General features: G+C 34.2%; 22 protein-coding genes, 2 tRNA genes and 1 rRNA gene. 2 read left to right on the top strand and 23 right to left on the bottom strand.

Going from position 1 to position 22,597, the window contains the following annotated elements:
* Positions 1 to 54: 54 nt before the first annotated feature.
* Together H8718_RS14825 and H8718_RS14830 are read right to left on the bottom strand one after the other, a co-directional pair.
* Positions 55 to 786 (bottom strand): acyl-[acyl-carrier-protein] thioesterase, encoded by a 732-nt coding sequence (locus H8718_RS14825; protein WP_177668445.1) that lies wholly within the window; start codon positions 784 to 786, stop codon positions 55 to 57.
* Between the two features lie 16 nt (positions 787 to 802).
* Complete coding sequence (locus H8718_RS14830; RefSeq protein ID WP_177668447.1) at positions 803 to 1,579, bottom strand: SDR family NAD(P)-dependent oxidoreductase; 777 nt, start codon at positions 1,577 to 1,579, stop codon at positions 803 to 805.
* A gap of 437 nt (positions 1,580 to 2,016) precedes the next feature.
* On the opposite strand from H8718_RS14830, the gene H8718_RS14835 reads away from it, so the two are divergent.
* Both H8718_RS14835 and H8718_RS14840 read left to right on the top strand, forming a co-directional pair.
* Positions 2,017 to 2,805 carry a sulfite exporter TauE/SafE family protein gene (locus H8718_RS14835; protein ID WP_249333496.1) on the top strand — a complete coding sequence of 263 codons (789 nt, stop codon included), beginning with the start codon at positions 2,017 to 2,019 and terminating at the stop codon, positions 2,803 to 2,805.
* Between the two features lie 51 nt (positions 2,806 to 2,856).
* Positions 2,857 to 3,480, top strand: coding sequence for a DUF1847 domain-containing protein (locus H8718_RS14840; RefSeq protein WP_249333497.1), 624 nt, complete (start codon positions 2,857 to 2,859; stop codon positions 3,478 to 3,480).
* An 85-nt stretch (positions 3,481 to 3,565) separates the two neighbouring features.
* Here the strand turns inward: H8718_RS14840 and queA are convergent, their stop codons facing one another.
* From queA to rrf, 21 genes are all read right to left on the bottom strand, one after another.
* Complete coding sequence (queA, locus tag H8718_RS14845) at positions 3,566 to 4,591, bottom strand: tRNA preQ1(34) S-adenosylmethionine ribosyltransferase-isomerase QueA (RefSeq protein WP_177668452.1); 1,026 nt, start codon at positions 4,589 to 4,591, stop codon at positions 3,566 to 3,568.
* Positions 4,592 to 4,757: 166 nt separating this feature from the next.
* Positions 4,758 to 6,404, bottom strand: coding sequence for a SpoIID/LytB domain-containing protein (locus H8718_RS14850; protein ID WP_249333498.1), 1,647 nt, complete (start codon positions 6,402 to 6,404; stop codon positions 4,758 to 4,760).
* Positions 6,405 to 6,477: 73 nt separating this feature from the next.
* A complete protein-coding gene (locus H8718_RS14855; protein WP_249333499.1) occupies positions 6,478 to 7,458 on the bottom strand; it encodes a hypothetical protein in 981 nt (326 codons plus the stop codon).
* Positions 7,459 to 7,592: 134 nt separating this feature from the next.
* On the bottom strand, positions 7,593 to 7,811 hold the full coding sequence (locus tag H8718_RS14860) for a (2Fe-2S)-binding protein (protein ID WP_177668456.1): 219 nt from the start codon (positions 7,809 to 7,811) through the stop codon (positions 7,593 to 7,595).
* Between the two features lie 176 nt (positions 7,812 to 7,987).
* Positions 7,988 to 8,254 carry an HPr family phosphocarrier protein gene (locus tag H8718_RS14865; RefSeq protein WP_177668458.1) on the bottom strand — a complete coding sequence of 89 codons (267 nt, stop codon included), beginning with the start codon at positions 8,252 to 8,254 and terminating at the stop codon, positions 7,988 to 7,990.
* Positions 8,247 to 9,212 (bottom strand): DNA-binding protein WhiA, encoded by a 966-nt coding sequence (whiA, locus tag H8718_RS14870; protein WP_177668460.1) that lies wholly within the window; start codon positions 9,210 to 9,212, stop codon positions 8,247 to 8,249. The genes H8718_RS14865 and whiA overlap by 8 nt, the downstream gene beginning before the upstream one ends.
* A 30-nt stretch (positions 9,213 to 9,242) precedes the next feature.
* Positions 9,243 to 10,208: a gluconeogenesis factor YvcK family protein gene (locus H8718_RS14875; RefSeq protein WP_177668462.1), complete on the bottom strand. Its 966-nt coding sequence runs from the start codon at positions 10,206 to 10,208 to the stop codon at positions 9,243 to 9,245.
* Between the two features lies 1 nt (position 10,209).
* Positions 10,210 to 11,082 (bottom strand): RNase adapter RapZ, encoded by an 873-nt coding sequence (gene rapZ, locus H8718_RS14880; protein WP_177668464.1) that lies wholly within the window; start codon positions 11,080 to 11,082, stop codon positions 10,210 to 10,212.
* A 3-nt stretch (positions 11,083 to 11,085) separates the two neighbouring features.
* On the bottom strand, positions 11,086 to 12,000 hold the full coding sequence (gene murB, locus H8718_RS14885) for a UDP-N-acetylmuramate dehydrogenase (RefSeq protein WP_177668466.1): 915 nt from the start codon (positions 11,998 to 12,000) through the stop codon (positions 11,086 to 11,088).
* 79 nt (positions 12,001 to 12,079) lie between these two features.
* Positions 12,080 to 15,196: an AAA family ATPase gene (locus tag H8718_RS14890; RefSeq protein ID WP_249333500.1), complete on the bottom strand. Its 3,117-nt coding sequence runs from the start codon at positions 15,194 to 15,196 to the stop codon at positions 12,080 to 12,082.
* The gene (locus tag H8718_RS14895; protein ID WP_249333501.1) at positions 15,193 to 16,347 is read right to left on the bottom strand and encodes an exonuclease SbcCD subunit D; all 1,155 of its coding nucleotides are present in this window, start codon (positions 16,345 to 16,347) and stop codon (positions 15,193 to 15,195) included. Before H8718_RS14895 ends, H8718_RS14890 begins: the two co-directional genes overlap by 4 nt.
* A gap of 97 nt (positions 16,348 to 16,444) precedes the next feature.
* Entirely contained in the window at positions 16,445 to 16,783 is a 339-nt protein-coding gene (locus H8718_RS14900; protein ID WP_177668471.1) for a DsrE family protein, read from the bottom strand.
* A gap of 50 nt (positions 16,784 to 16,833) precedes the next feature.
* Entirely contained in the window at positions 16,834 to 17,202 is a 369-nt protein-coding gene (locus H8718_RS14905; protein ID WP_249333502.1) for a hypothetical protein, read from the bottom strand.
* Positions 17,203 to 17,319: 117 nt separating this feature from the next.
* Positions 17,320 to 18,378 carry an ABC transporter substrate-binding protein gene (locus tag H8718_RS14910; RefSeq protein ID WP_249333503.1) on the bottom strand — a complete coding sequence of 353 codons (1,059 nt, stop codon included), beginning with the start codon at positions 18,376 to 18,378 and terminating at the stop codon, positions 17,320 to 17,322.
* Positions 18,379 to 18,404: 26 nt separating this feature from the next.
* On the bottom strand, positions 18,405 to 19,196 hold the full coding sequence (locus H8718_RS14915; RefSeq protein WP_249333508.1) for an ABC transporter permease: 792 nt from the start codon (positions 19,194 to 19,196) through the stop codon (positions 18,405 to 18,407).
* Positions 19,196 to 20,008 carry an ABC transporter permease gene (locus H8718_RS14920; protein ID WP_249333504.1) on the bottom strand — a complete coding sequence of 271 codons (813 nt, stop codon included), beginning with the start codon at positions 20,006 to 20,008 and terminating at the stop codon, positions 19,196 to 19,198. Before H8718_RS14920 ends, H8718_RS14915 begins: the two co-directional genes overlap by 1 nt.
* Positions 20,009 to 20,013: 5 nt before the next feature.
* On the bottom strand, positions 20,014 to 21,072 hold the full coding sequence (gene potA, locus H8718_RS14925; RefSeq protein ID WP_249333505.1) for a spermidine/putrescine ABC transporter ATP-binding protein: 1,059 nt from the start codon (positions 21,070 to 21,072) through the stop codon (positions 20,014 to 20,016).
* Positions 21,073 to 21,086: 14 nt separating this feature from the next.
* Positions 21,087 to 21,626, bottom strand: coding sequence for a helix-turn-helix domain-containing protein (locus H8718_RS14930; protein WP_249333506.1), 540 nt, complete (start codon positions 21,624 to 21,626; stop codon positions 21,087 to 21,089).
* A gap of 692 nt (positions 21,627 to 22,318) precedes the next feature.
* Positions 22,319 to 22,404 (bottom strand) — tRNA-Leu (locus H8718_RS14935).
* 4 nt (positions 22,405 to 22,408) lie between these two features.
* Positions 22,409 to 22,479 (bottom strand) — tRNA-Gly (locus tag H8718_RS14940).
* A gap of 4 nt (positions 22,480 to 22,483) precedes the next feature.
* Positions 22,484 to 22,597, bottom strand: a 5S ribosomal RNA gene (rrf, locus tag H8718_RS14945); the annotation flags it as partial.

Below are 22,597 nucleotides of genomic sequence, written 5' to 3' on the forward strand. Positions count from 1 at the left end.
ACACATACAAGTAGTATAATATATAAGTTGCTTTATGAAAATATTATCTTATGTCTATTTAAATACAATCTTACTTGTCCAATAAGTAATGGCACCATCAGGACTTACTCCTTGTATAATGGTATTACCTTCTTCATCTAGACCCCTTACTACTTTTGCAATGTCCCCTTCTACAAGAGATGTTGTGTAGTTAGTCTGGATACTTTCAATAATCTTTTCATCATACTCACTGCAATCTAACATATCTGTTGCCCATCTTACATAATGTGCATTGTTCATATGTCTATTAATATCAATTTCGCCGCTACGTACTCTTCTTGTATCCTCTTTTATTACTTCTACAGGCGCTTTCAATTTAGGAAGTGATTCACCTTCATAAAGCCAATTTAAAAGACTTGCAACCTCTGGCATATTCTTCACTCTTAATGGTCTATGTGTTTTAAAATCCATTAAGATATAATAGCCTATAATATAGCCAATCTGTCTATCTTCTGTATCAAAAATATCAAAGCGTCTCACTGCAAAAGGCCCTTCAAGTCCTACTGGATAAGTTTCAAGACGAATATAGTCTTGCCATTTTGGATAAGTATCTAAATGCATCTTTGCTCTTGATACAATCCAGTAAGCTTTCTGGTCTTCATCTGTTGTAAAATCTATCCCAAGTGATAAAGCATGTTCTCCACTTACTTCCTGCATGAAATCTACCAGAGCATTCATGCGTAGGTTATAGTTAAAATCCGTATCTCTAAAATTAATTTTAAAGTTCTTACTGTATTTAGTTATCATCTAGCTCCCTCCTCTTTTATTTCTTTTGCGTACTACGTACAAGCTTTGTAGTAATGCTAAGTGGTAAAATAGACATAGCTAAGCATGCCAGCTTATTCGTCCAGCCAGGTATAATAACTGCCTTATGCTTTTTCATCCCTTTATAAGCGACTTTTGCCACAGCTTCTGGTGTCATAGCTGTAAATTTAGCTAGACCAGACTTTTGCATATGAGCCTTCTCTATAAAGGCTGTCTTAGTCGGTCCAGGGCATAAGGTACTTATATAAATTCCTTCAGCTTTCCACTCATCTCTAAGAGCCATAGATAAAGATAATACATACGCCTTTGATGCATAATAGACTGCCATATAAGGACCTGGTGCAAAGGCAGCCGTTGAAGCTACCTGAAGTACACAGGCTTCTGCTTTCAAATAAGGCTTAATCCGTTTAATCAAATATGTAAAGCCTTTTATGTTCGTATCAATCACACTTAAATCATACTCTGCTTCTACATGACTAAAGAGCCCATATACCCCTATTCCTGCATTGTTTATAAATACATCTATTTTTAAAGCTTGTCCATCTAAAGCCTCTACTAAACACTCTATTTCACCTATCTGCGTTAAATCTACACTAAAAACATGTATTTTTTTATTATACGCCTGTATAAGTATATTTTGCAATTCTACAAGTTTATTTTTATTACGTGCTACCAAGATTAAATGGTAACCCTCCTCGGCTAATAAATAGGTCATTGCCTTACCAATTCCACTTGTTGCACCTGTAATAAGTGCATATTTTTCTTGTTGATTCATCACGTTCTCCCTACTTTATTAGGTGAAATGATTTCATGCCACCCATTCTTTAATCTTGAACTTCTAGCTCAAACATTTTATTTTCAGCCACCCTCTGCTTTCTTATAGCTTTATAGTACGCCTTCATATCTATGTATAACGTGTCGAACTAATTGATGCAAGCCCTTATAACTTCTTTCTCTCTTTTCTTATAGGCTTAATATCGGGTCCAATACCTCTCCACCCTCATGCTCCACTAACAAAAATCGCAGGATTGAGAAGCTTTTTATGATGGCTACACTTAAAGAAGAGGATGTTAGCTCTAAACACTAAGGGTATAACATTTTTTATCTTTTTCAAAAAATATCATAGGCTATTTTTTAAAAAATTTGACATAATCAATAATACATAATAATATATTTTTAGACAATATATTAATAATGTGAGGTAGTATAATTATGTATGTCATTTATTTTCTCATTTGTTTAGGGGCATCTATACTAGGTGCTATCAGTGGTATCGGTGGTGGTGTTATTATCAAACCTGTACTAGATTCTCTAGGAACACTTAATGTTTCAACCATTAGTTTCCTATCAGGATGTACAGTTCTTTCAATGACAACCATGACACTTTACCGTAACAGGCATTCTGAAGTAAAAATTGATAAAAAGAAAGGAACAATACTAGCTATTGGTGCTGCTATCGGTGGATTACTTGGTAAACAAATCTTTGATATAGTTAAAACACTTAGTGGAAATCCGGAAATGGCTGGTGCTGTACAATCTTTCTTATTAGCTATCATTACTTTTGGAATTTTAATCTTTACACTTAAAAAAGCTAAAATTCGTCCACTTCAAGTAGAAGGTATGATAATGCCTCTTATAATCGGATTTAGTTTAGGTACTATTTCTTCTTTCTTAGGTATAGGTGGTGGGCCAATTAACCTTGCTGTACTTTACCTATTTTTTGCAATGGATAGTAAAACTGCTGCACTTAACTCAATTTACATCATCTTCTTCTCACAAGCAGCAAGTATTCTTCAAACACTCTTTAAAGGTGCTGTACCTGAATTTGAATGGTCTGTATTCTTTATGATGATTGCAGGTGGTATTATTGGTGGAACAGTAGGCCCTGTTATTTCTAAAAAACTTTCTCTCAAAGGTGTAGATAAAATTTATCTTGCTATGGTTGTAGGTATCATTTTAATTAGTATTTACAATGGCATAAACTATTTAGGAATTATTTAATTTAAAAATTGTTTAATTTAAACTTTATTTCATTATAGAAAGGGATACACTATGAGTATTTGCGCAAAATGTCCTTCAAGAGGATGCTTAGAAAAAAATGAAGAAAAAATGCCAAAAAAATTATGTCCTAGTAGAAATATTGAACTTCAAACTAAGGCTAAAGAATTACATACTGGCGATAATTTAACAATCGCTCTTCAATCTGCTTTAGTAGAGTCTGAAGGAAATACAAACTGGACTAGAGTAGAAGAAACAATTCAATTTGCTAAAAAATGTGGTTTTAAACGTATTGGTCTTGCTTTTTGTACAGGTTTACATGAGGAAGCTAAAACCTTTGTTAAAATTTTAGAACACCATGGTTTAGAAGTTGTATCTGTTGTATGTAAAAATGGAGCCATTCTTAAAGGCTTCTTAGGGATTGACCAACCTGAGAAAGAAACTTATGTAAAAAATGATATTATGTGTAATCCAATTGGACAAGCTCTTTTATTAAACGAAGCTAAGACAGATTTAAATATTTTATTTGGTCTTTGTGTTGGTCACGATACACTCTTTATTAAACACTCAGAAGCACCTATTACTATATTTGCAGTTAAAGATAGAGTTCTTTGCCATAATCCTCTCGGAGCTATCTACCAAGCAGATGGCTACTATAAGAAAAAACTCTTTAAATAAAAAGTCAAATATACTTATTAAATGAAAAAGTAGTGACTAGACATTCTATAAAGTGTCTTCAATCACTACTTTTTTATTGCTTTTATTATTTGATGAACATAGCATCCCCAAAGCTGAAGAAACGATATCTTTCTTTAACAGCTTCATTATATGCATGTAATACATTTTCCTTACCTGCTAAGGCACTTACTAACATAATTAAAGTAGATTCTGGAAGGTGGAAGTTTGTAAAAAGTCTGTCTACGCATTTAAATGTATAGCCTGGATAAATGAAGATATTGGTCCATCCACTGCCTGCTGTTACAAAACCGTTTTCATCTGCATTAGATTCAAGTGTTCTTGTACTTGTTGTTCCTACAGAAATAACTTTACCTCCATTTGCTTTTACCTCATTAATGATTTTAGCGTTCTCTTCATCAATCATATAGAATTCTGAATGCATTTCATGTTCTAATACATTCTCTACTTTTACAGGTCTAAAAGTACCAAGTCCTACATGAAGTGTCACATAGGCAATATGAATACCTTTTGCTTTAATCTCTTCTAAAAGCTCTTTTGTAAAGTGAAGTCCCGCTGTAGGCGCTGCTGCGCTTCCCTCATGTTTAGAATAAACTGTCTGATAGCGCTCTCTATCTTCTAACTTCTCATGGATATAAGGCGGAAGTGGCATTTCACCTAATTGATCAAGCACTTCTTCAAAAATACCTTCATATTCAAAAGTTACAATACGCTTACCATCTTCTATGATTTCTTTAATAGTCGCTGTAAGAATCCCTTCACCAAATACAATACGATCACCAATACGTGCTTTTTTCCCTGGTTTTACAAGGACTTCCCAATCTTTTTCACTTTTTCTTGTGAGAAGTAGGAACTCTACCTTCCCACCTGAACCTTCTCTTGCACCAAAAAGCCTTGCAGGAATAACACGTGTATCATTAAGCACCAGGCAATCTCCTGGATTTAAATAATGAATCATGTCATAGAAATGTTTATGTTCAATTGCGCCTGTTTCACGATCAAGTACCATTAACTTCGAAGCAGTACGGTTCTTAAGAGGTACCTGTGCAATCAGTTCTTCAGGTAAATCAAAGTAAAAGTCTGATGTATTCATAATATCTCCAATCTATCTCAGCCCATTTAGGTTATTCGAATTTCTACCTATAATACTAAAGTTTATGCCTAAATTCGTCAAGTCATATAAAAGATACAGGTATTTAATAAAAAGAGTAGCAGATTAAAACGTATAATGCGTTTAAATCTGCTACTCTTTATTTATTTTATTCTATGATAACGCCATCATAGTAATACATAATAATATCTTCATAATCAAAGCCGGCTTCTGCCATGCCTTTTGCACCATACTGTGACATACCTACACCATGACCATACCCCATTCCATATAAGGTAATATCACCATATACAGTCGTAGCATCTTCTGATGTTATGGCATCCTCTTTAAAATCTAAATCTCTATCCGTATTATCTGCTGCATCACCTATACCAAGTTCTATGCTACTTGTTACACTATCTTGATCCTGTATGTATACTTCTCCTTCTACTTTAGAAAAAGTAGCGTCACTTTCAATCCATAGCCCTTCTAAGTCTAATGTAACCGCCCCATCCGAAGTTAAGATATTCACCTTATTAGAACTTTCTGGCTGAGATGGTTTTGGGATAACAGGTGGCGTAACTTGGTTCCCCTCGTCATAAGGTGTAAACTTATACATACGACTTTTAAGTGAACCCTCATTACTTCCACTAAAGAAAGTTCTTGTAGCTTCATTCTTTACAGTATATTCACCATTTGTTCCTAGTATAGTTAAAGCTTTTACTCTACCACTTGTTGTATAGCCTTCTATTCTAACTCCTTTTACTGTACCTATATTTTGTCCTTGATTAGCTACGCATTTTTCAAGTTCTTTTGTTGTAATTGTACGTGTCCAAGGTACATGATTTGCTGCTGATTCATATGGGTCTGGCTTAGCTTTTAAATAAGGTACTGCATTTCCCCACACATACTGAGAGTCTGCTGTATAACCACCACTACTTGCACTATAAACAGTCTCTGCAACTTTTCCATTATAAGTGGCTATTTCACCACTTGTAGCGTCTACTGCTGCATTTGACCTTGAATCTTCTGCAGTAATCCCTCTATATACCTGGCTAGTTGTTGTATCTACTAAGTTATAACCTCTTGATAAAAATCTATTGTATTGGAATGTAGCCATAGACCTAGCTGCAACAGCCTGAGCCTTTAAGGCCTCTCCATGCCAAGAAGCAGACATCTCACAAGGTACAACTCCATATAAATAATCTTCCATATCTACCTGATTAACTGCTGTAAGACCTTTATACTGTCCTTTTACCACTTCTATTACACCTCTATAGATACGGCTATTCCCTACTCCTGTTGCAGGAAAATCATAGGTATTATAACTTCCTCTAAAACCTAATGGACTATTATTATTCTCACTAATTAAAAGAATTTCACCATAAGAATCTGCAATCTGAATGCGATTATTATTCGTATGTACTTTTGTTTGTGCCTCAAAGTCATCTGTTGTATAAATTTTATACTCACCTGGTTCTACATATGCTACAACTGCTTCACTATCATAAGCATCTAATACAGCATAGGCTTCCTCTAAGTCACTATAAACTTCATCATAACTATAGTATGTCTGATTTGCTAAAGTAACATTTATTTCTTCGCTCTCTAGATAACCTTCCTGAATCCATCTCTCCTCATCAAAATAACCCACAGCAAGTGGGCTTTCACTTTTAATCTGTATGGTATAAGCATCCTTATATACTGACTCAAGTCCAATTCTAATGGAATCTGGAGATTTAGCATATATGACTGTTGGTAAAACAAGCACCCCTATACCCACTATGCCCTTTATACAATGTAGTTTATTGCTCAAGATGTTCCTCCTTCTTGTACACTTATATCTTTTTATACTTTTCTACATTATATAATGGATAGCTACCAAAAATCTACAATTTATAATAATCTACGCAAGTTTTAAAATCTGTTAACCAAAGTTTAATATTTTTGTCATCAAAGGTAGTATGATACATCTCTACTAAATAATCTTGAAGCTCCTGTTCACTAATAGTCTCTCTCTGCTCAGGGATACATTGTTGTCTAAAGTAAAGTTTAGCATACTGTGTTGGCTTTTCTGGATTTGTATAAAGTACCACGGCCTTATAATTCTCATAGAACTGCCTCCACATTATATGATCTGGACTATCCCAATAACGTCTCCAGCTGTCCATACATTCCTTCCACTTTTCTTGGTCCAACGTCACATAATAATACTTATAAAGGACTTCTAAATAATTCTTCTGCTCTAAATAAGTACGCTGTATCCAACATGCAACAGGAAAAATATGCAGGGGTGTCTGCCTTTCATACATAAATAAACTTTTAATATAAGGGTTCTTAGCCAGTGCATGAGGTACTTCTATTCCATGCCATATCGGTATATCCATAATCACATCAAACTTTATATGATTACGCTTTCCCAATTTATAAAGGACTTCATCTAATGCTTTATAGGTCAGTTTAGAAGGATGTTCCTCTGTGAAATCCCAAAAAAGCCCCGTTTCATTGCTCTCTCCTATGAGTACTAATGTTATGACTTCTGCCCTCATCCTTTTAATCCCTATTTGCACACATTCTTCAAGAGCCTCCTTATGTGCACTACTTTCCATCCTGAGCTCCTGCCGTTCTACTTTTTCCGCTCCATCATAAAAATACTCATATAATCCCCCTTTTTTGACTTGGCCGAGCTGTTCTTTTAAGGGAGTGAAGCGCTTATACAATGCTAAGCAACTATTTTCTAGGATGTAGCCTCTTGCAAAAATCTTCACTTCTTCAGATTCAACCTGTAAAAGTCTACTTACTTCTGCTTCAATTACAGCTGCTAATTCACAATTTCCACTGCCATAAACTAATAAATTGCATGCTGCCATAACTCCTACTCCTATTCCTATCATTTCTATTAGTATATGTACGAGCTTTCTAAAATAAAACAAAAAAGTGGCTAATGCCATATTCCTTTCTTAAGCGAACGCCTAATTTCCTATATAATAAAAAACAGAGTGGATTAATTCCACTCCGTTCCATAACCTTCAATAATCTCTTGGATTTTAGCATTACATCTAAATCCTTTACAACCACCTAATGTAGCACCTGTATCAGCCGCAATGTCTTCTACTGTTTTTTTCCCATTACGTACACTTGCTTTAATGGCTGCTTTTGTAATGCCACGGCAAATACATACTTTTTCTAATTTATCTTTTATTTCTTGATTTAACTGTTCCATATTAAGCCTCCATTATACTATATAGAATTCATTAAGATACCCATCTATCATCGATTAAAACACTATCTATTTATTTTAGGATAATTATTATCAACTAATATTATAATAAGTCTTCTGTTATTTGTCTACCACCCAAATAAAAAAGTGTAGATTTTCATCTACACTGTTCCTATTCATTATTCAGCTGTTTCTTCTGTAGTTAAGAATTCTTTCAGAGCAGCTACTGCTTCTTTCTCATCTTCTCCATCTACAACAAGTTCAATTTCTGCCCCTTTAATTGTTCCAAGAGACATCATTCCCATAATACTTTTTGCATTAACATTTTTTTCATCTACTACCACTGCAATATGACTTTCAAACTTACTTGCAATTTGTACAAATAATGCTGCTGGTCTTGCTTCTAAGCCGTTTTTAAGACCTACACATACTCTTTCTTTAATCATTTTTACTTAATCCTCCTCTTTGTTCCCTTATTTGACATGCGATTTCACTTAATTTCTTGAGTCTATGGTTAACCCCTGATTTCCCTACTGGAGGAACCATGAGCTCCCCTAACTCTTTAAGTGTTGCACTGGAATACTCTAGTCTATATCTAGCAATTTGCTCAAGGTTTTCTGGAAGTGCTGCTAAGCCAATAGTATCTCTTAGATATTCAATATCTTGAACTTGTCTAACTGCAGCTGAAACAGTTTTCTTAAGGTTAGCTGTCTCACAGTTTACAAGCCTATTAACATTATTGCGTACTTCTTTTACAATTCTTATGTTCTCCAATTGCATAAGTGCAATATGGGCCCCAATAACATTGAGCAAATCTACAATTTGTGAACCTTCCTTTAAGTATACCACATAACTTCCTTTTCGCGTTACTATTTTTGCATCCATTTCTAAATTTTTCATCGTATTTTGTAAATACTCTGCATTCTCATAATAAATCGTTACAAATTCAAAATGGTAACCTTTTTCAGGGTCGCTGACTGAACCTCCCCCTAAAAAAGAGCCTCTTAAATATGCTCGTTTACAACAAATACTTTGTACCATTGTGTAATCCATATGATTACGTAAAATAGGTACATTATGCTCATACTTTAATAGTGTTGTTGCTAATAAAATTTTCTTTGCATCTTCTGGATTATTTATTTTAAGAAGATATGTTTTCCTATTTTTATTCTTATGAGCTATTAATAGGACTTCTGTATTAATATTAAAAGCTTTTTTTATCATTGTAAAGTATTTTCTAGCAATGGCTTCATTTTCTATTTGAATCTGAATACTAAATTTTCCTTTTTCACATTCTATTTTACCTGCAATGAGTAAGAAGCCTCCAATTTCTGCAATCATACAGTGCCTTGCATCACCCGTAAGTTCTGTAAGTTCCTTACGCACCTCTGAAGAAAAAGACATTTTGCCACCTCTTTAGATACTCTTTATTATTTAAATATCTTTAAAAATATATTCAGCTAATTTATTTGGATTATGTCTAATAAACTGCTTTTCATGGTTCACCTGTACAAGAGGTGCTTCAATACGCTTAAGTGTCTGCCAAATAGGATGGGCATCATTTAGCATGAGCATGTGAGCCCCATCTTCTATATATTTTTTAAGATATTCTTCTGGTACATCTTCATTATTTACAATTACTTTATCTAGCGTGTTTTTGCCAATAAATTTTTCAAGTTCCTCTATATGATCTTCTATAGTAAAGCCTGTTGTTTCACCTGGCTGACTCATCATATTTGCAATATAAACTTTCTCAGCCTTAGACTTTCTAGTAGCTTCTGATACTTCTTTAATAAGTAGATTTGGAATAATGCTTGTGTATAAACTTCCTGGCCCTAATAAAATTATATCTGCATCTTCAATTGCTTCTATAACTTCTTCTGCCGGCTTTGGATTATCTGGCTCTAATCTAATATCTTCAATCATAATATGATTAGCTTTACTATAATCTACAATCTGGGTCTCACCTTTTACACATATACCATTTTCAAATGTAGCATAAAGTTGTACATCTTCAAGGGTTACAGGCAATACCTTCCCTGTTATAGCAAGAACATTGCTTGTTACCTGTACCGCCTTTTCAAAATTCCCACTTACATCTGCAAGTGCTGCTAAAAGGAGATTTCCAAAGTTCTGTCCCTTTAAAGAGCCTTCTTTAAATCTATACTGCAACAATTGTTTCATAACCGGTTCTGTATTGGCTAATGCTACGATACAGTTTCTAATATCTCCTGGAGGAATAATATTCATCTCTTCTCTTAATATGCCAGATCCCCCACCATTATCAGACACTGTTACAATAGCTGTAATATTAGGGGTATATTTTTTAATACCTCTAAGCATAGTTGAAAGGCCTGTGCCGCCACCAATTGCTACGACCTTTAAGGAACTTGTATTCATGTTATTTACCTCTCTTACTATCTTTATCTATATCTCTATGCTGAATTGTTACTGCATTACCACATTTTTTTAGATAATTATAGAGGGCATTACCAATAACGACCGAACGGTGTTTCCCTCCTGTGCAACCAATCCCTATAACGAGTTGATTTTTGCCTTCTTTAGTATAGTGAGGAATAAGGAAGTCTATCATGTCTTTAAGTTTTTCTGTAAATTGACGTGTTACTTCAAAACTCATAACATAGTCTTCCACTTTCTTATTATTTCCTGTAAGTGGTCTAAGTTCTGATATATAGTATGGATTTGGCGCAAAACGTACATCAAAGACTAAATCTGCATCTATAGGTACACCATACTTAAACCCAAATACGAGAATAGTAATCATGAGATTTTGAAAATCTGCTTTCTGAGTGAAAATATTATAAATCACATCTTTTACATCTTTCGGTAAAAGATGTGTACTATCAATAATATAATCTGCTTTATTCTTAACTTCTGTCAAGATAAGGCGCTCTTTTTCTATTCCTTCCTGAATACGCTCATTACGTGCAAGAGGATGAAGCCTTCTTGTTTCTTTATAGCGTTTAATGAGCACCTCATCTAAACAGTCAAAAAAGATAATTTTGTATTCATATCCTGCTACTTTTAATGCATCTAAACTTGTAAATAAGTCATCAAATAAGATGCCACCTCTTATGTCTATCCCTAAGACTACCTTATCATAATGTTGTCTTTTGTCTACGATAAGACTTGCAAAGTTTGGAATAAGTGTTGGTGGTAAATTATCTACACAATAATATCCCATGTCTTCTAAACAGTTAATTGCTGTACTCTTACCTGCTCCAGACATACCCGTAACAATAATAAATTCCATCCTTTATCTTTCTCCTATCATTTTAACCTCTGGCTCTATTTGTACATCAAACTTACTTTTTACTTCTTCTTGAATATAGTGAATAAGATCTAATATATCTTGGCAAGTTGCATGATCTTTATTAATAACAAAACCACAGTGTTTTTCTGAAACTTGTGCGCCACCTAACTGATAGCCACGTAGTCCTGCATCCATAATAAGTTTTCCTGCAAAGTGTCCTACTGGGCGTTTAAAAGTACTTCCTGCACTTGGATACTCTAAAGGCTGTTTATCACGTCTTCTTTGCATAAGGTCCTTCATCTTAGCTGAAATGGCTTCTTTATCACTACCCTCAAGACACATTGTAGCCTTAATAACTGTATAACCTAGTCTGCTTATAATACTCTTACGATATTCAAGTTCTAGTTCTTCTACTGATAAGGTTCTAACCTGCCCCTTATCATCGATTACTGTAGCAGATTCTAAAACTTGTTTCATCTCTCCATCATAAGCTCCTGCATTCATTGTTACTGCCCCACCAAGGGTCCCTGGAATACCATGTGCAAACTCAAGACCTGTTAATCCATGCTCTAAAGCTGTATTTGCAATTTTTGAAAGTAATGCACCTGCATAGGCTGTAATGCAATTCCCTTCTACTGTAATATCTGACATTTGCCTATAAACTTCAATAATGACACCTCTAAAACCTTTATCTGTAACAAGTAAGTTACTTCCATTCCCAATAACATAATAAGGTACATTTTGACTTTTACATACCTCTATAGCATACACAAGCTCTTCTTCCGACCTAGGAATTACATAAAGATCAGCTGGTCCGCCAACTTTAAAAGTTGTATGCTTATTCATCATTTCATCTTCTATAATATACTCACGATTGATTTTTTTCTCTAGTAAATGAATAATATTAGTTCTATTCATTAATTCCACTCCTTGATTTTACCTCTAGTCGGTTATTATTTATAATATACCTTATTTTATAGGGTAATGATAGTATTTTTTATAACTTGAACTGCGCTGAGCTACCTTTACTAGTTCTTGTAATTTCAAGGCGTGCTGGAATTTGTTCCCTAAGTTCTTTTACGTGTGAAATAATCCCTACTAACCTACCTGTGTCTTGTAAACTGAGTAAAGTTTTAATAGCAAGTTCTAGAGATTGCTCATCTAGTGTTCCAAATCCCTCATCAATAAACATAGTATCTAAGCTAGATGCTCCCGCCAGCCTTGAGATAACATCTGCAAGACCTAGTGCAAGTGCAAGTGCTGCCATAAAGCTTTCTCCCCCAGATAGAGTACTGACAGGTCTAGTCTGACCTACATAATGGTCAATAACAGCAATATCTAAACCAGACTGAGCATTTTTACGCTTCATGTCACCTGTACGATATAGCTCATATCTTGAAGTTGTCATAGGACGTAGCTTCTGATTAGCACTTTCTAATACTTCATCAAAGATACTACTTTGAATATAGCGCTCAAAAGATAAACCTTTACTATTTTTCCCTTTTGCCATTTGTGCCATGGTTCCTATAATGTGCTGCTTCTTAGCAACTGCTTTACTTTCCTCATAAAGAGCTTCTATACCTTGCTCAACTTCTTCATAAAGCATAATATGACACTCTAAATCTGCTCCTTCAAGTTGCAATTTCTCTTTTTCTTTATCAAGTACTTCAAAATGCTCCTTAGCTTCTATAAGCATTTCAATACGAAAATCAGCTACCTTTATTTCTAGTACTTTCTTGTTCTCTTCTAAAATAGCTTTTTGAGTATAATATGCCTTAATCTTCTCTTGTAGCGATTCTAATTCATTAACTTTTAATTTAAGTACCTCATAAGTTTGTAAATCTTCAATTTGTCCTTCATTTAAAGCCTTATTAAAACTGTCTTCAGCTTTTATCACCTTTGCCTTTAAATCACTTAAGACTTTTTCCTTTTCTTCAAGCATACCAATGATTTTAGAAAGCTGTACTTTAACCTTCTCTAATTCATCTTGAAGACGCTGCATACGCGCCTCAAAGGCTTTTCGCTCCTCCTCTAAAGCCTTCATTTGCGCAAGAAGCTGATCTCGAGTTGCCATACCTTCTGGCAACTCACTCCTAATTGCTTCTACTCTACTCTTATGCAGTTCAAGCTGAGTTTGACACGTATAAATGGCTTCTTTTATTTTCTCAAGTGTATTCATTTCAAGTGTCACTTTACTTCTATCTTGTTCAATCATCCCAGTAAGCTTTTCAATTTCTTGAAGTTTTCTTTCATTAGCTCCTAATCTTTCTTCTACTTGCCCTTTATAAGTCGATGTAATCTCTTCTGCTGACTGATTTATTTTCTCTACATAACTATTTATTCTTTTATCTAGATGTGTAATATCTTCATTTAAGCTCTTTCCACGTATGAGAATGCTATTTTGCTCTTCTTCTTTTTTGCTGATTTCTGCAATGTAAGTACTTCTCTTAGTCTCTAACTTTTTCATAATCTCTGGATTTACAAGTGTCTGGCCTGACTTTGCCTTATGTGGATGCTCTGTACTGCCACATACAGGACATGGCTTACCTTCTTCGAGATGTTCTGCCATAATACTTGCTTGTCCATTCATCCATGCTAGTGTAACTTCATCATACTGTACTTTTAACTGCATCTCTTCTTTTTTAAGCTTTTCTAGGTTTTGTGCAATAACTTTATATTGATTACGTAAGGTTATAAGCTCTGCTGATTTTCGCGCTTTTTCACCTTGGCATTCTAATATATATTCTATAGCTTGAAGGGTAACCTTTCCTTCCTGAATGCTTTTTGCTAAAGTGTCTTTATCTTTCAGCTTTATTTCTGCTTCATTGATACGTATTTCATAAGCTTTTATAATCTTTTCTATACGTTCCTTCTCTATTTCTAGCTTCTGCTTATCCTGTTCATATTTTTGCTGAGCACTCATAAGTTCCCCTAGACTATCTATCTTAGGTAAATAACTTTCTAATGCAAGATATCTACCTTTGTCCGCTTCTATTTTAGCGGCTTCTTCTTTACTATCTTCCTGTATTTTTAATAGCTGACTAAGGCTCCCTTCCTCTTTTTCCTTTTCTCTATGCAAGAGTGTAATAGCCTGTATATTTTGCTTTTCTTCTTCCTGTGCCTTATGCCACTGCTCTTCTACAACTAAAATAGGTTGAAGCTTTTGTAAGCTTTTAACTTCTTGTTCAAGCTGTCTATAGCTTGTCTCTTCTAAAACAAATCTGTTTAATTTTTCTTTTACCTCTTGAAGTTGCATGTAAGCTGAATGTTTTTCATTTTGCTGTATTAAAACATTTTGTGCTTTCTCTAGCTCTGTCTTAAGTTCTATTGTTCTAGCTTTATTAGCTTCTTCATAGATTCTATATTCTTTAATAAGGTCGTGTAAAATTTCACTTACCTCTGGTGTATTATTAAGTAGTTTAGTTTGTAAGTAACTGATAAGCCTTTCATCCTTTTCTTCCTTTAACCTACTTAACAGCATCTCATAAGCCATGTTTTTTTCTTTCATGGCTTCAGTAAGTGCATTATTTTTTTCTTCTAGCTGCTTTTCTACACTTTGGTAAATGCCTGTCTCGAAAATATCTTGTAAAATTTTTTGTCGTTCTTTACTATCAGCAGTCAGTAGCTCTCTAAACTTGTTTTGTGCAATCATAATCACCTGTCTAAACTGATCTACATTAAAGACAAGCAATTCTTCTATCTTTCTATCTACTTCTTGAAGTCTTGCCGCTACAAGCTTAAACTCGTCCTCTTCTAGCTTATATAAAAGTGCTTTACCTTCTTCTACAGTAAACCCTTCACCCCTTTTTTTAGGGCGCTCAAATTTAGGGGTACGAATAACCTTATATTCATCCCCTTTTAAGTAGAAAGTCAAGGTAACTTCTGCTGGCTCATCTGTGGTTGCAAACTTACTTCGCATACTTTCTGCTGTACGCTCACCACCATTAGTCTGCCCATAAAGTGCATAACAAATGGCATCTAATATGGTTGTCTTACCTGAACCCGTTGGTCCATGTATAAGAAACATATTAATATCTTCTAATAAAGTAAAATCAATGACCTGGCTCCCACCGTAAGGCCCGAATGCACGCATGGTTAATACTTTAGGCCTCATTTTCTTTCCTCCTCAATCTGCTTAATAACCTCTCCCATATAAGCAGTTTCTTCTTCATCAAAAGTAGTCTCTCCTACATAATCCATGAAATCTATAAAAAGTTCCGAAAGAGACTTCTTCTTTCTTGCCTCAAACTCACTCTGTTTACTTTCTCTGTCTTTAGAAGTCGTTTTATTCATTACAAATTCAGCACCTAGTGTATAAGGATAAATTTGTTTCAAAAGGCCTACTACATCTTCCGTTCCTTTACTTTCTATCTTAGCATACACATAGTCCTGTCTCTCTTCTTCTCCCAGCTGTGCACCTGCTTTTACAATAGCCTCAATAGGTCCTTGTACAATTTTCAGGTCACGTTTTGGTTTAAGGGATACTTCTTCTAATGTAGTAAGTTGCCCATCTACAATCTCTAGTTTCACAAAACACTTTGGCTGGTTTGCTTCAGATATAGAGTATTTTAAAAGTGAACCGCTGTATCTAATATGCTCACTCCCTATAGCTTGTGGCTTATGTAAATGCCCTAGTGCAGTATAAGTAAAAGGCTTAAAACAATCTGCTCCTACCATTTCAGCGGTTCCAACAGCACATAATCTACGCTCAGAATCAGATAAGTCTCCCCCTGCTACAAAAGCATGTACTACTAATAAAGTGGCCCTATCATTTTTTTCTTTTTCTATTTGCCTTGTTAAATAACGCATGGCATCATCATGGCGTTTAATGGTTTCATCTCCTGCTATTTCACGTACATAGGCTGGCTCCATATAAGGAATGAGATAGACATCTATAGTCTCACTTCCTTCAATAGTTACCTGTTGGTAGCCCTTTTCACATTCTCCTACTATATAGAGGTGCTTACTTGCAAAAAGCTCACTTCCAAAGTGAATACGCGTATTACTATCATGATTTCCAGCAATAATAACTGTAGGTATCTCTAGTCTACCGATGACCTGGCTAATAAATTGATTAAAAAGAGCTACCGCCTCCTCATTAGGCAGTGATTTATCATATACATCTCCTGCTATAATAAGAAGTTCTATCTTCTCTTGTATCATATATTCTATAAGCTGATCTAACATATATGCTTGATCTTCAATTAAACTATATCCATGTAATGTACGTCCTAAATGCCAATCTGAAGTATGTAAGATTTTCATTATTTCCACCTCTTTCATTCTCATTTTTGTCCAGTTTTCTTTTATCTATACAAATGAAAAGCAGTAAACCTGTATTTAGGTTACTGCCTATAGTCTCTCATAGTGTAATAACAGTCTCTGCATCCAATAGAATATCTGTAATTTCACTCATATTTGTAATTCGACCTGCTAGTAAAGCTTTTTGATTACATACTTTATAAACACAGGTTCCACATGCTAATAGCTCTACACCCTGCTCTTCTAATGCCACTAATACCTCTAAATAACGTGAGCCTTGTACAAGAAGTTTTACTCCAGAGTTATAAAAAATAATAGCATCTGGCTTTTTAAGACTAGCCAGCACTTTTCTTAGGAAAACAGCAAGTAGCGTCTGACCTACTCCCTCATCTCCTTTTCCTAGTGCTTCGCTATTTACAATAATAACCTTCGCATACATATAGACTTCCTCCTATACGCTACTCTATCTATATAGTATGCAAAAAGTTACTATTTGTTCTTTTTAGCTTTTTTTACAAAGTAAATAATTTCAAGTACACCTGCTGCAATTGTTGCTGCTAAAAATACTAAGTTAGTCACAAAGCCTGCAATTGCAATTCCTTTACTACGTTTGTTACGCATACCTGTTGCACCAAGTACTGTGCCTACAATTGTAATTGGAAGACCTATAAGAGGAATAATCCATGCAACTGAGCTAATAATACCTAGAATGAAAGAGGTCCATGCATTCGGATTTGGACGTTGTACTGGTACAATATTAGGCACCATTTCTACACAACTATCTGTATCATTTTCACCTGCTACATACTCTTTAGTATAGAATTCTATTTCTTCATTTTTTGCATGCTTTTTTTTCATTTCTTACTTCCTCCTTTTATTAAGAACTACTTTTTACTTTATTATATAGGAATATTATAAATTTTAAAAGAGCAAAAGAACCTATCTAGATTATAGCCTAAATAGGTTCTTTTATTCTTATTGAGATGCGCTTGATTTCGCTTCCATCCAAATACTACTATATAATTTAATAACATCTGATGGGTCTGTAAACATTTCCATTTTATCTGTCTCTTCTTCTGATGGATAAGCAACTTCACTATTTCTTATCTCTTCTGGAAGAAGTGCACGTGCCTCACTGATTGGTGTTGAGTAACCAATATATTCTGCATTTTTTGCTGCAATGTCAGGACGGCATAAGAAATCAATATATTTATAAGCATTTTCTAAGTTTTCTGCACCTTTTGGTACTACAATTGCATCTACAAAGAAATTAGTTCCTTCTTTTGGAAGTGCAAAAGCTAAGTCTGGATTTTCTTCTGTCATAACCATAGCATCTCCTGCCCATGCCATCATAAGGGCAGCTTCACCGCTAATCATCTTACCTTTACCTTCATCCCCAACATAGCTTAGTACAAGTGGTGCTTGTTTAATAAGTTCTTGTTTTGCTTCTTCAAGTTCTTTAGGATCTCTTGTATTCATAGAATAGCCTAACTTTTTAAGAGCTGCCATAATACCTTCACGTTCACTATCATATACAAAGATTTTACCTGCATATCTTTCATCCCAAAGAGCATTCCAACTATCTACTGGTTCTTCTACCATTGTTGTATTATAGATAATTCCTACCGTTCCCCACATATATGGTATAGAATACTGGTTATTTGGGTCGTATGGAAGGTTTTTAAAACGCTCATCTATTTTAGGATAATTCGTAAGCTTTGTCACATCAATAGGCTCTAACATATCATTATTGATCATTTTTTCTATCATATAATCTGAAGGTATTGCAATATCATAACTTACATTACCTGGCTCAAGTTTTTGGAACATCTCTTCATTTGTCCCAAATTCAGAATAAATAACACGAATACCTGTTTCTTCTTCAAATATTTTATTGACTTCTGGATCAATATAATCTCCCCAGTTAAATACTTTAACTACTGGCTTATCATCATTATTACCGCATCCTGTTAAAGTAATTGCCATAGTTCCTGCTAAAGCCATTCCTAAAAATAGCCTTGATAATTTTCTCATTTTATTTGATCATCCTTCCCTTTGGTTTATAAACTCTTATTAGACTTATTTATTTTTTTTTGTTTTTTACTTGCCATTATATTAGTTGTAATCAGAATAATAATGATAGTCCCAAACATAATAGTTGAAATAGCATTAATCGTCGGAGCTACCCCTTTACGTGTCATAGAGAATACCTTTATTGACAAAGTATCTACTCCCGGACCTGTATTAAAGAAACTAATGATAAAATCATCAATAGACAATGTAAAAGCTATAAATAGCCCTGCAAGTACACCTGGTAAAATTTCAGGTAAAATAACTTTTCTAAATGCATAACTTGGTTTAGCTCCTAAATCTAAAGCTGCTTCATATATGTTATAGTTAAGCTGTTTAAGTTTAGGCATAATAGATAGAATCACATAAGGTATACTAAATGTAATATGTGACAAAATGAGAGTTGAAATACCTGGTGTCATCCCAAGCGCCCCAAAAAGTAACATTAATGATACCCCTGTTACAATCTCTGAACTTAATAATGGAATATAAGTAACGTTCATTACAAGACTTTTTTTCCAGCCTGTCATACGTTCAATCCCAATAGCTGCAAAAGTTCCAATTATGGTCGCTATAATCGAAGATACTACTGCAACTAATATAGTATTTGAAAAAGCTTGCTGAATACTATAATCTTTAAATATTTCTTCATACCATCTAAGGGTAAACCCCTTCCAAATTGGTAGTTTAGAATCGTTAAAGGAGTACACCATTAAAATGGCTACAGGCGCATACATAATAAGCAAAATAAATGCTACATATGACTTTTTTATAAATTTCATCAAAATAGGCCGCCTCCTTTATCAAATGAATCTTTCTTAGACATAAAGACAAGCGTAATCAATATAATAATCATTAAAATAACAGATAAGGCTGAACCAAATGCCCAATCGCCTGTCTTGTTAAATTGTTGCTCAATAAGGTCACCTAAAAGCGTTGTTTTACCACCACCTAATAATCTAGATACTAAGAATGTTGTAAGTGCTGGCATAAATACCATTACAATACCTGTTATAACACCAGGCATACTTAATGGTAAAATAATACGCTTAAAGGTTGTAAATTTATCTGCTCCTAAATCATAGGAAGCTTCAATAACATTTTTATCAATTTTACAAAGTACATTATAAATTGGTAACACCATAAATGGGAAGAAATTATACACATTCCCAAATACAATAGCACTTTTTTTATATAAAAATTGCATTGTTGGCAGTCCCATACTACTTAATAGGCTATTTACTACACCTGTATCCTGTAATAAATATCCCCATGCATAAGTACGAAGTAAAGAATTCATCCACATTGGCAAAATAACAAGAAGTAAAATAATCCCTTTTGCTGACATTTCTTTACTACTTAAAATCATTGCTAATGGATAAGCTAATACAAGACAAATTACTGTACTAATAAAAGCAATGCCTATAGAATCCATAATATTTCCTAAATATCTTGGATTAAGCACTTGCTTATATCCTTGTAAAGTGAAAATACCTTTATCAAAAAAACTATAATATACAATGATAAGTACAGGTACGACAACGAAAATACTCGCCCATATTACATAGGGTAGTGCTAATCTTTTTTTATCCAATTTTCTTACCCCCTCTTCATGATATGAATATCTTCTGGTGTCAATACCATTCCTACTTTTGCTCCTACTGGTGCCATAGCTGTAGAATGTACAGCCCATGTGTAATTATTACTCTTAACCATCATCTCATAATGTACCCCCTTAAAAGTAACAGATTCTACTGTACCCTTCAGCATACCTTCTTCTTCTTTTACAATACGAATATCTTCTGGTCTAATTACAACATCTACTGCTACATTTTCTCCGAATCCTGTATCGACACATACAAAATCTACACCATGGAAAGATACAAGATAATCTTTAATCATTGTAGCTTGAAGGATATTACTTTCCCCAATGAAATCTGCAACAAATGCATTTTTAGGTTCATTATAAATATCTACTGGTGTACCAATTTGTTGTACACGTCCTTCATTCATAACAGCAATTGTATCAGACATAGTAAGTGCTTCTTCTTGATCATGTGTTACATAAATAAATGTAATCCCAAGTTTTTGCTGAATCTTTTTAAGTTCCATTTGCATACCTTTACGAAGCTTTAAATCAAGTGCTCCAAGTGGCTCATCTAGTAAAAGTACTTCTGGCTCATTAACAACTGCCCTTGCAATAGCGATACGTTGTTGCTGACCACCGCTTAAAGATTCTATACGTCTATCTTGAAATCCTTTAAGATTAACAAGTTCAAGCATCTGTGCTACTTTCTCATCAATTGTTTTTTGGTCTACTTTTTTGATTTGAAGTCCAAAAGCAATATTTTCTCCAACTGTCATATGAGGGAATAAAGCATACTTTTGGAATACTGTATTGATACGTCTTTTATACGGTGGTAACTTTGCAATGTTACTGCCCTCAAATAATACTTCGCCACTACTGGCTTCTTCAAATCCACCAATAATTCTAAGTAAAGTTGTTTTACCACATCCACTAGGGCCTAGTAATGTAAGAAACTCATTGCGTCTAATATACATATTAATATCTTTTAAAATTTGAGCGCCATCATCAAAGGTCTTAGATATATTTACAAGATTTATAATAGGTTCTGTCTGTTGTTTGGTTTCTTTCATTAATCCCATCTCCTTTAAAAACTTGGTGGTGTGGCAACCCAAAGTACAGTAGCTTTAGTCTTGCCTGCATTCTCTAAATAATGATCTCCTGTTGGTCTAAAGTAAAAGCTATCACCTTTTTTAGCTTTAAACTTTTTATTACCCAGGTGTATATAGATAGTTCCCGATAGCACATAGCCAAATTCTTCACCTTCATGAGGCGCTTGTTCCATTGCCTTGCAACCTGGATCAATATTAATTAAAATAGGCTCCATGTCATTTTTTTGAGCATTTGGAATAAGCCATGTAATCATATTTCCGAGTTCTTTATCTTCTTTTTCAAAAACATCTTGCTTCGTAAATACAATCTTCTCTTGACTTGTTTCATTGAAAAAGTCCTTAAGATTAGTACCTAAACACTCCAATATATCTATTAAAGTAGCAATAGAAGGTGATGTTAACCCTCTTTCTACCTGAGAAATAAACCCTTTTGATAGTTCACATCGGTCAGCCAGTTCTTCTTGAGTCAAGCCATTCTTCTTCCTAAGCTGATTGATCTTGCTCCCAATATCCATTGTTCTGCCTCCCTCTTGATTGTTTCTATGTATCTAATAATAAACTTTTTGTTTACACAAATTAAACTTCACCATACGAATTATACTTACTTTTTTAGCAATCGTCAATCATTTTTAGTAAAAAATTTATTTTTATGAAACCATAAGTTTAGTATATATGTGTCTATTTTTTTATTTTTTTATAATACCAATCCCTTGTAATTGTTGATTTTATTATTTTTTATTAAATATAAAGTATACCTAGAGTCTCTTTAATAATTGTATTTCTCATAGATTGCTAATATTAATAAAAAAGTTTAGTAAAAAGTGACTGAAAAATATGCTTATCTTTTTATCCTTTACTTTTGCAAACACATTTATTCCTAAACCATCTAATAGTTGTAAATATCCCTTCATATTAGAAGTTTGTAACATAACTACAATCTCAGTGAAACACTCTTTCGAAGCTTCCATAAGATTTATATCTCTATTACAATACAATTTATAATGCTCTCTATTTTAGTTTAAATAATTGTTCTGTAGCCTTTGTTAACCTGCCTTTTGGAATATATGAATCTAATAACTCATTTTGTTAATTAGTCAAAAGTCTATTCTAAAATATTTTTTTCTATATAACCATTTTTATATGAGTATTGCTAAAAATAAAAAAAGAGAGTAACTATAATAACTTATAGTTACTCTCTTTTTTGTTATGCCGGAGACCGGAATCGAACCGGTACGGGAGGTAAGTCCCGCAGGATTTTAAGTCCTGTGCGTCTGCCAGTTCCGCCACTCCGGCATGAAGCGGGTGATGGGAATCGAACCCACGTGGCCAGCTTGGAAGGCTGGTGTTCTACCATTGAACTACACCCGCATAAATTTGGCAACCACCTACTCTCCCAGGCCGTCTCCAGCCAAGTACCATCGGCCGCTTTAGTCTTAACCTACGTGTTCGGTATGGGAACGGGTGTTTCCCTAAAGCGCATCGTCAC

The sequence above is a fragment of the Zhenhengia yiwuensis genome (assembly GCF_014384995.1).
Lineage (GTDB): Bacteria > Bacillota > Clostridia > Lachnospirales > Cellulosilyticaceae > Zhenhengia > Zhenhengia yiwuensis.

What these genes read in the sequence shown, in the direction of transcription:
- H8718_RS14825 (WP_177668445.1), bottom strand. Translation starts at nt 786, where the DNA reads ATGATAACTAAATACAGTAAGAACTTTAAAATTAATTTTAGAGATACG.
- H8718_RS14830 (WP_177668447.1), bottom strand. Translation starts at nt 1,579, where the DNA reads ATGAATCAACAAGAAAAATATGCACTTATTACAGGTGCAACAAGTGGA.
- H8718_RS14835 (WP_249333496.1), top strand. Translation starts at nt 2,017, where the DNA reads ATGTATGTCATTTATTTTCTCATTTGTTTAGGGGCATCTATACTAGGT.
- H8718_RS14840 (WP_249333497.1), top strand. Translation starts at nt 2,857, where the DNA reads ATGAGTATTTGCGCAAAATGTCCTTCAAGAGGATGCTTAGAAAAAAAT.
- queA (WP_177668452.1), bottom strand. Translation starts at nt 4,591, where the DNA reads ATGAATACATCAGACTTTTACTTTGATTTACCTGAAGAACTGATTGCA.
- H8718_RS14855 (WP_249333499.1), bottom strand. Translation starts at nt 7,458, where the DNA reads ATGGCAGCATGCAATTTATTAGTTTATGGCAGTGGAAATTGTGAATTA.
- H8718_RS14860 (WP_177668456.1), bottom strand. Translation starts at nt 7,811, where the DNA reads ATGGAACAGTTAAATCAAGAAATAAAAGATAAATTAGAAAAAGTATGT.
- H8718_RS14865 (WP_177668458.1), bottom strand. Translation starts at nt 8,254, where the DNA reads ATGATTAAAGAAAGAGTATGTGTAGGTCTTAAAAACGGCTTAGAAGCA.
- whiA (WP_177668460.1), bottom strand. Translation starts at nt 9,212, where the DNA reads ATGTCTTTTTCTTCAGAGGTGCGTAAGGAACTTACAGAACTTACGGGT.
- H8718_RS14875 (WP_177668462.1), bottom strand. Translation starts at nt 10,208, where the DNA reads ATGAATACAAGTTCCTTAAAGGTCGTAGCAATTGGTGGCGGCACAGGC.
- rapZ (WP_177668464.1), bottom strand. Translation starts at nt 11,082, where the DNA reads ATGGAATTTATTATTGTTACGGGTATGTCTGGAGCAGGTAAGAGTACA.
- murB (WP_177668466.1), bottom strand. Translation starts at nt 12,000, where the DNA reads ATGAATAGAACTAATATTATTCATTTACTAGAGAAAAAAATCAATCGT.
- H8718_RS14890 (WP_249333500.1), bottom strand. Translation starts at nt 15,196, where the DNA reads ATGAGGCCTAAAGTATTAACCATGCGTGCATTCGGGCCTTACGGTGGG.
- H8718_RS14895 (WP_249333501.1), bottom strand. Translation starts at nt 16,347, where the DNA reads ATGAAAATCTTACATACTTCAGATTGGCATTTAGGACGTACATTACAT.
- H8718_RS14900 (WP_177668471.1), bottom strand. Translation starts at nt 16,783, where the DNA reads ATGTATGCGAAGGTTATTATTGTAAATAGCGAAGCACTAGGAAAAGGA.
- H8718_RS14905 (WP_249333502.1), bottom strand. Translation starts at nt 17,202, where the DNA reads ATGAAAAAAAAGCATGCAAAAAATGAAGAAATAGAATTCTATACTAAA.
- H8718_RS14910 (WP_249333503.1), bottom strand. Translation starts at nt 18,378, where the DNA reads ATGAGAAAATTATCAAGGCTATTTTTAGGAATGGCTTTAGCAGGAACT.
- H8718_RS14915 (WP_249333508.1), bottom strand. Translation starts at nt 19,196, where the DNA reads ATGAAATTTATAAAAAAGTCATATGTAGCATTTATTTTGCTTATTATG.
- potA (WP_249333505.1), bottom strand. Translation starts at nt 21,072, where the DNA reads ATGAAAGAAACCAAACAACAGACAGAACCTATTATAAATCTTGTAAAT.
- H8718_RS14930 (WP_249333506.1), bottom strand. Translation starts at nt 21,626, where the DNA reads ATGGATATTGGGAGCAAGATCAATCAGCTTAGGAAGAAGAATGGCTTG.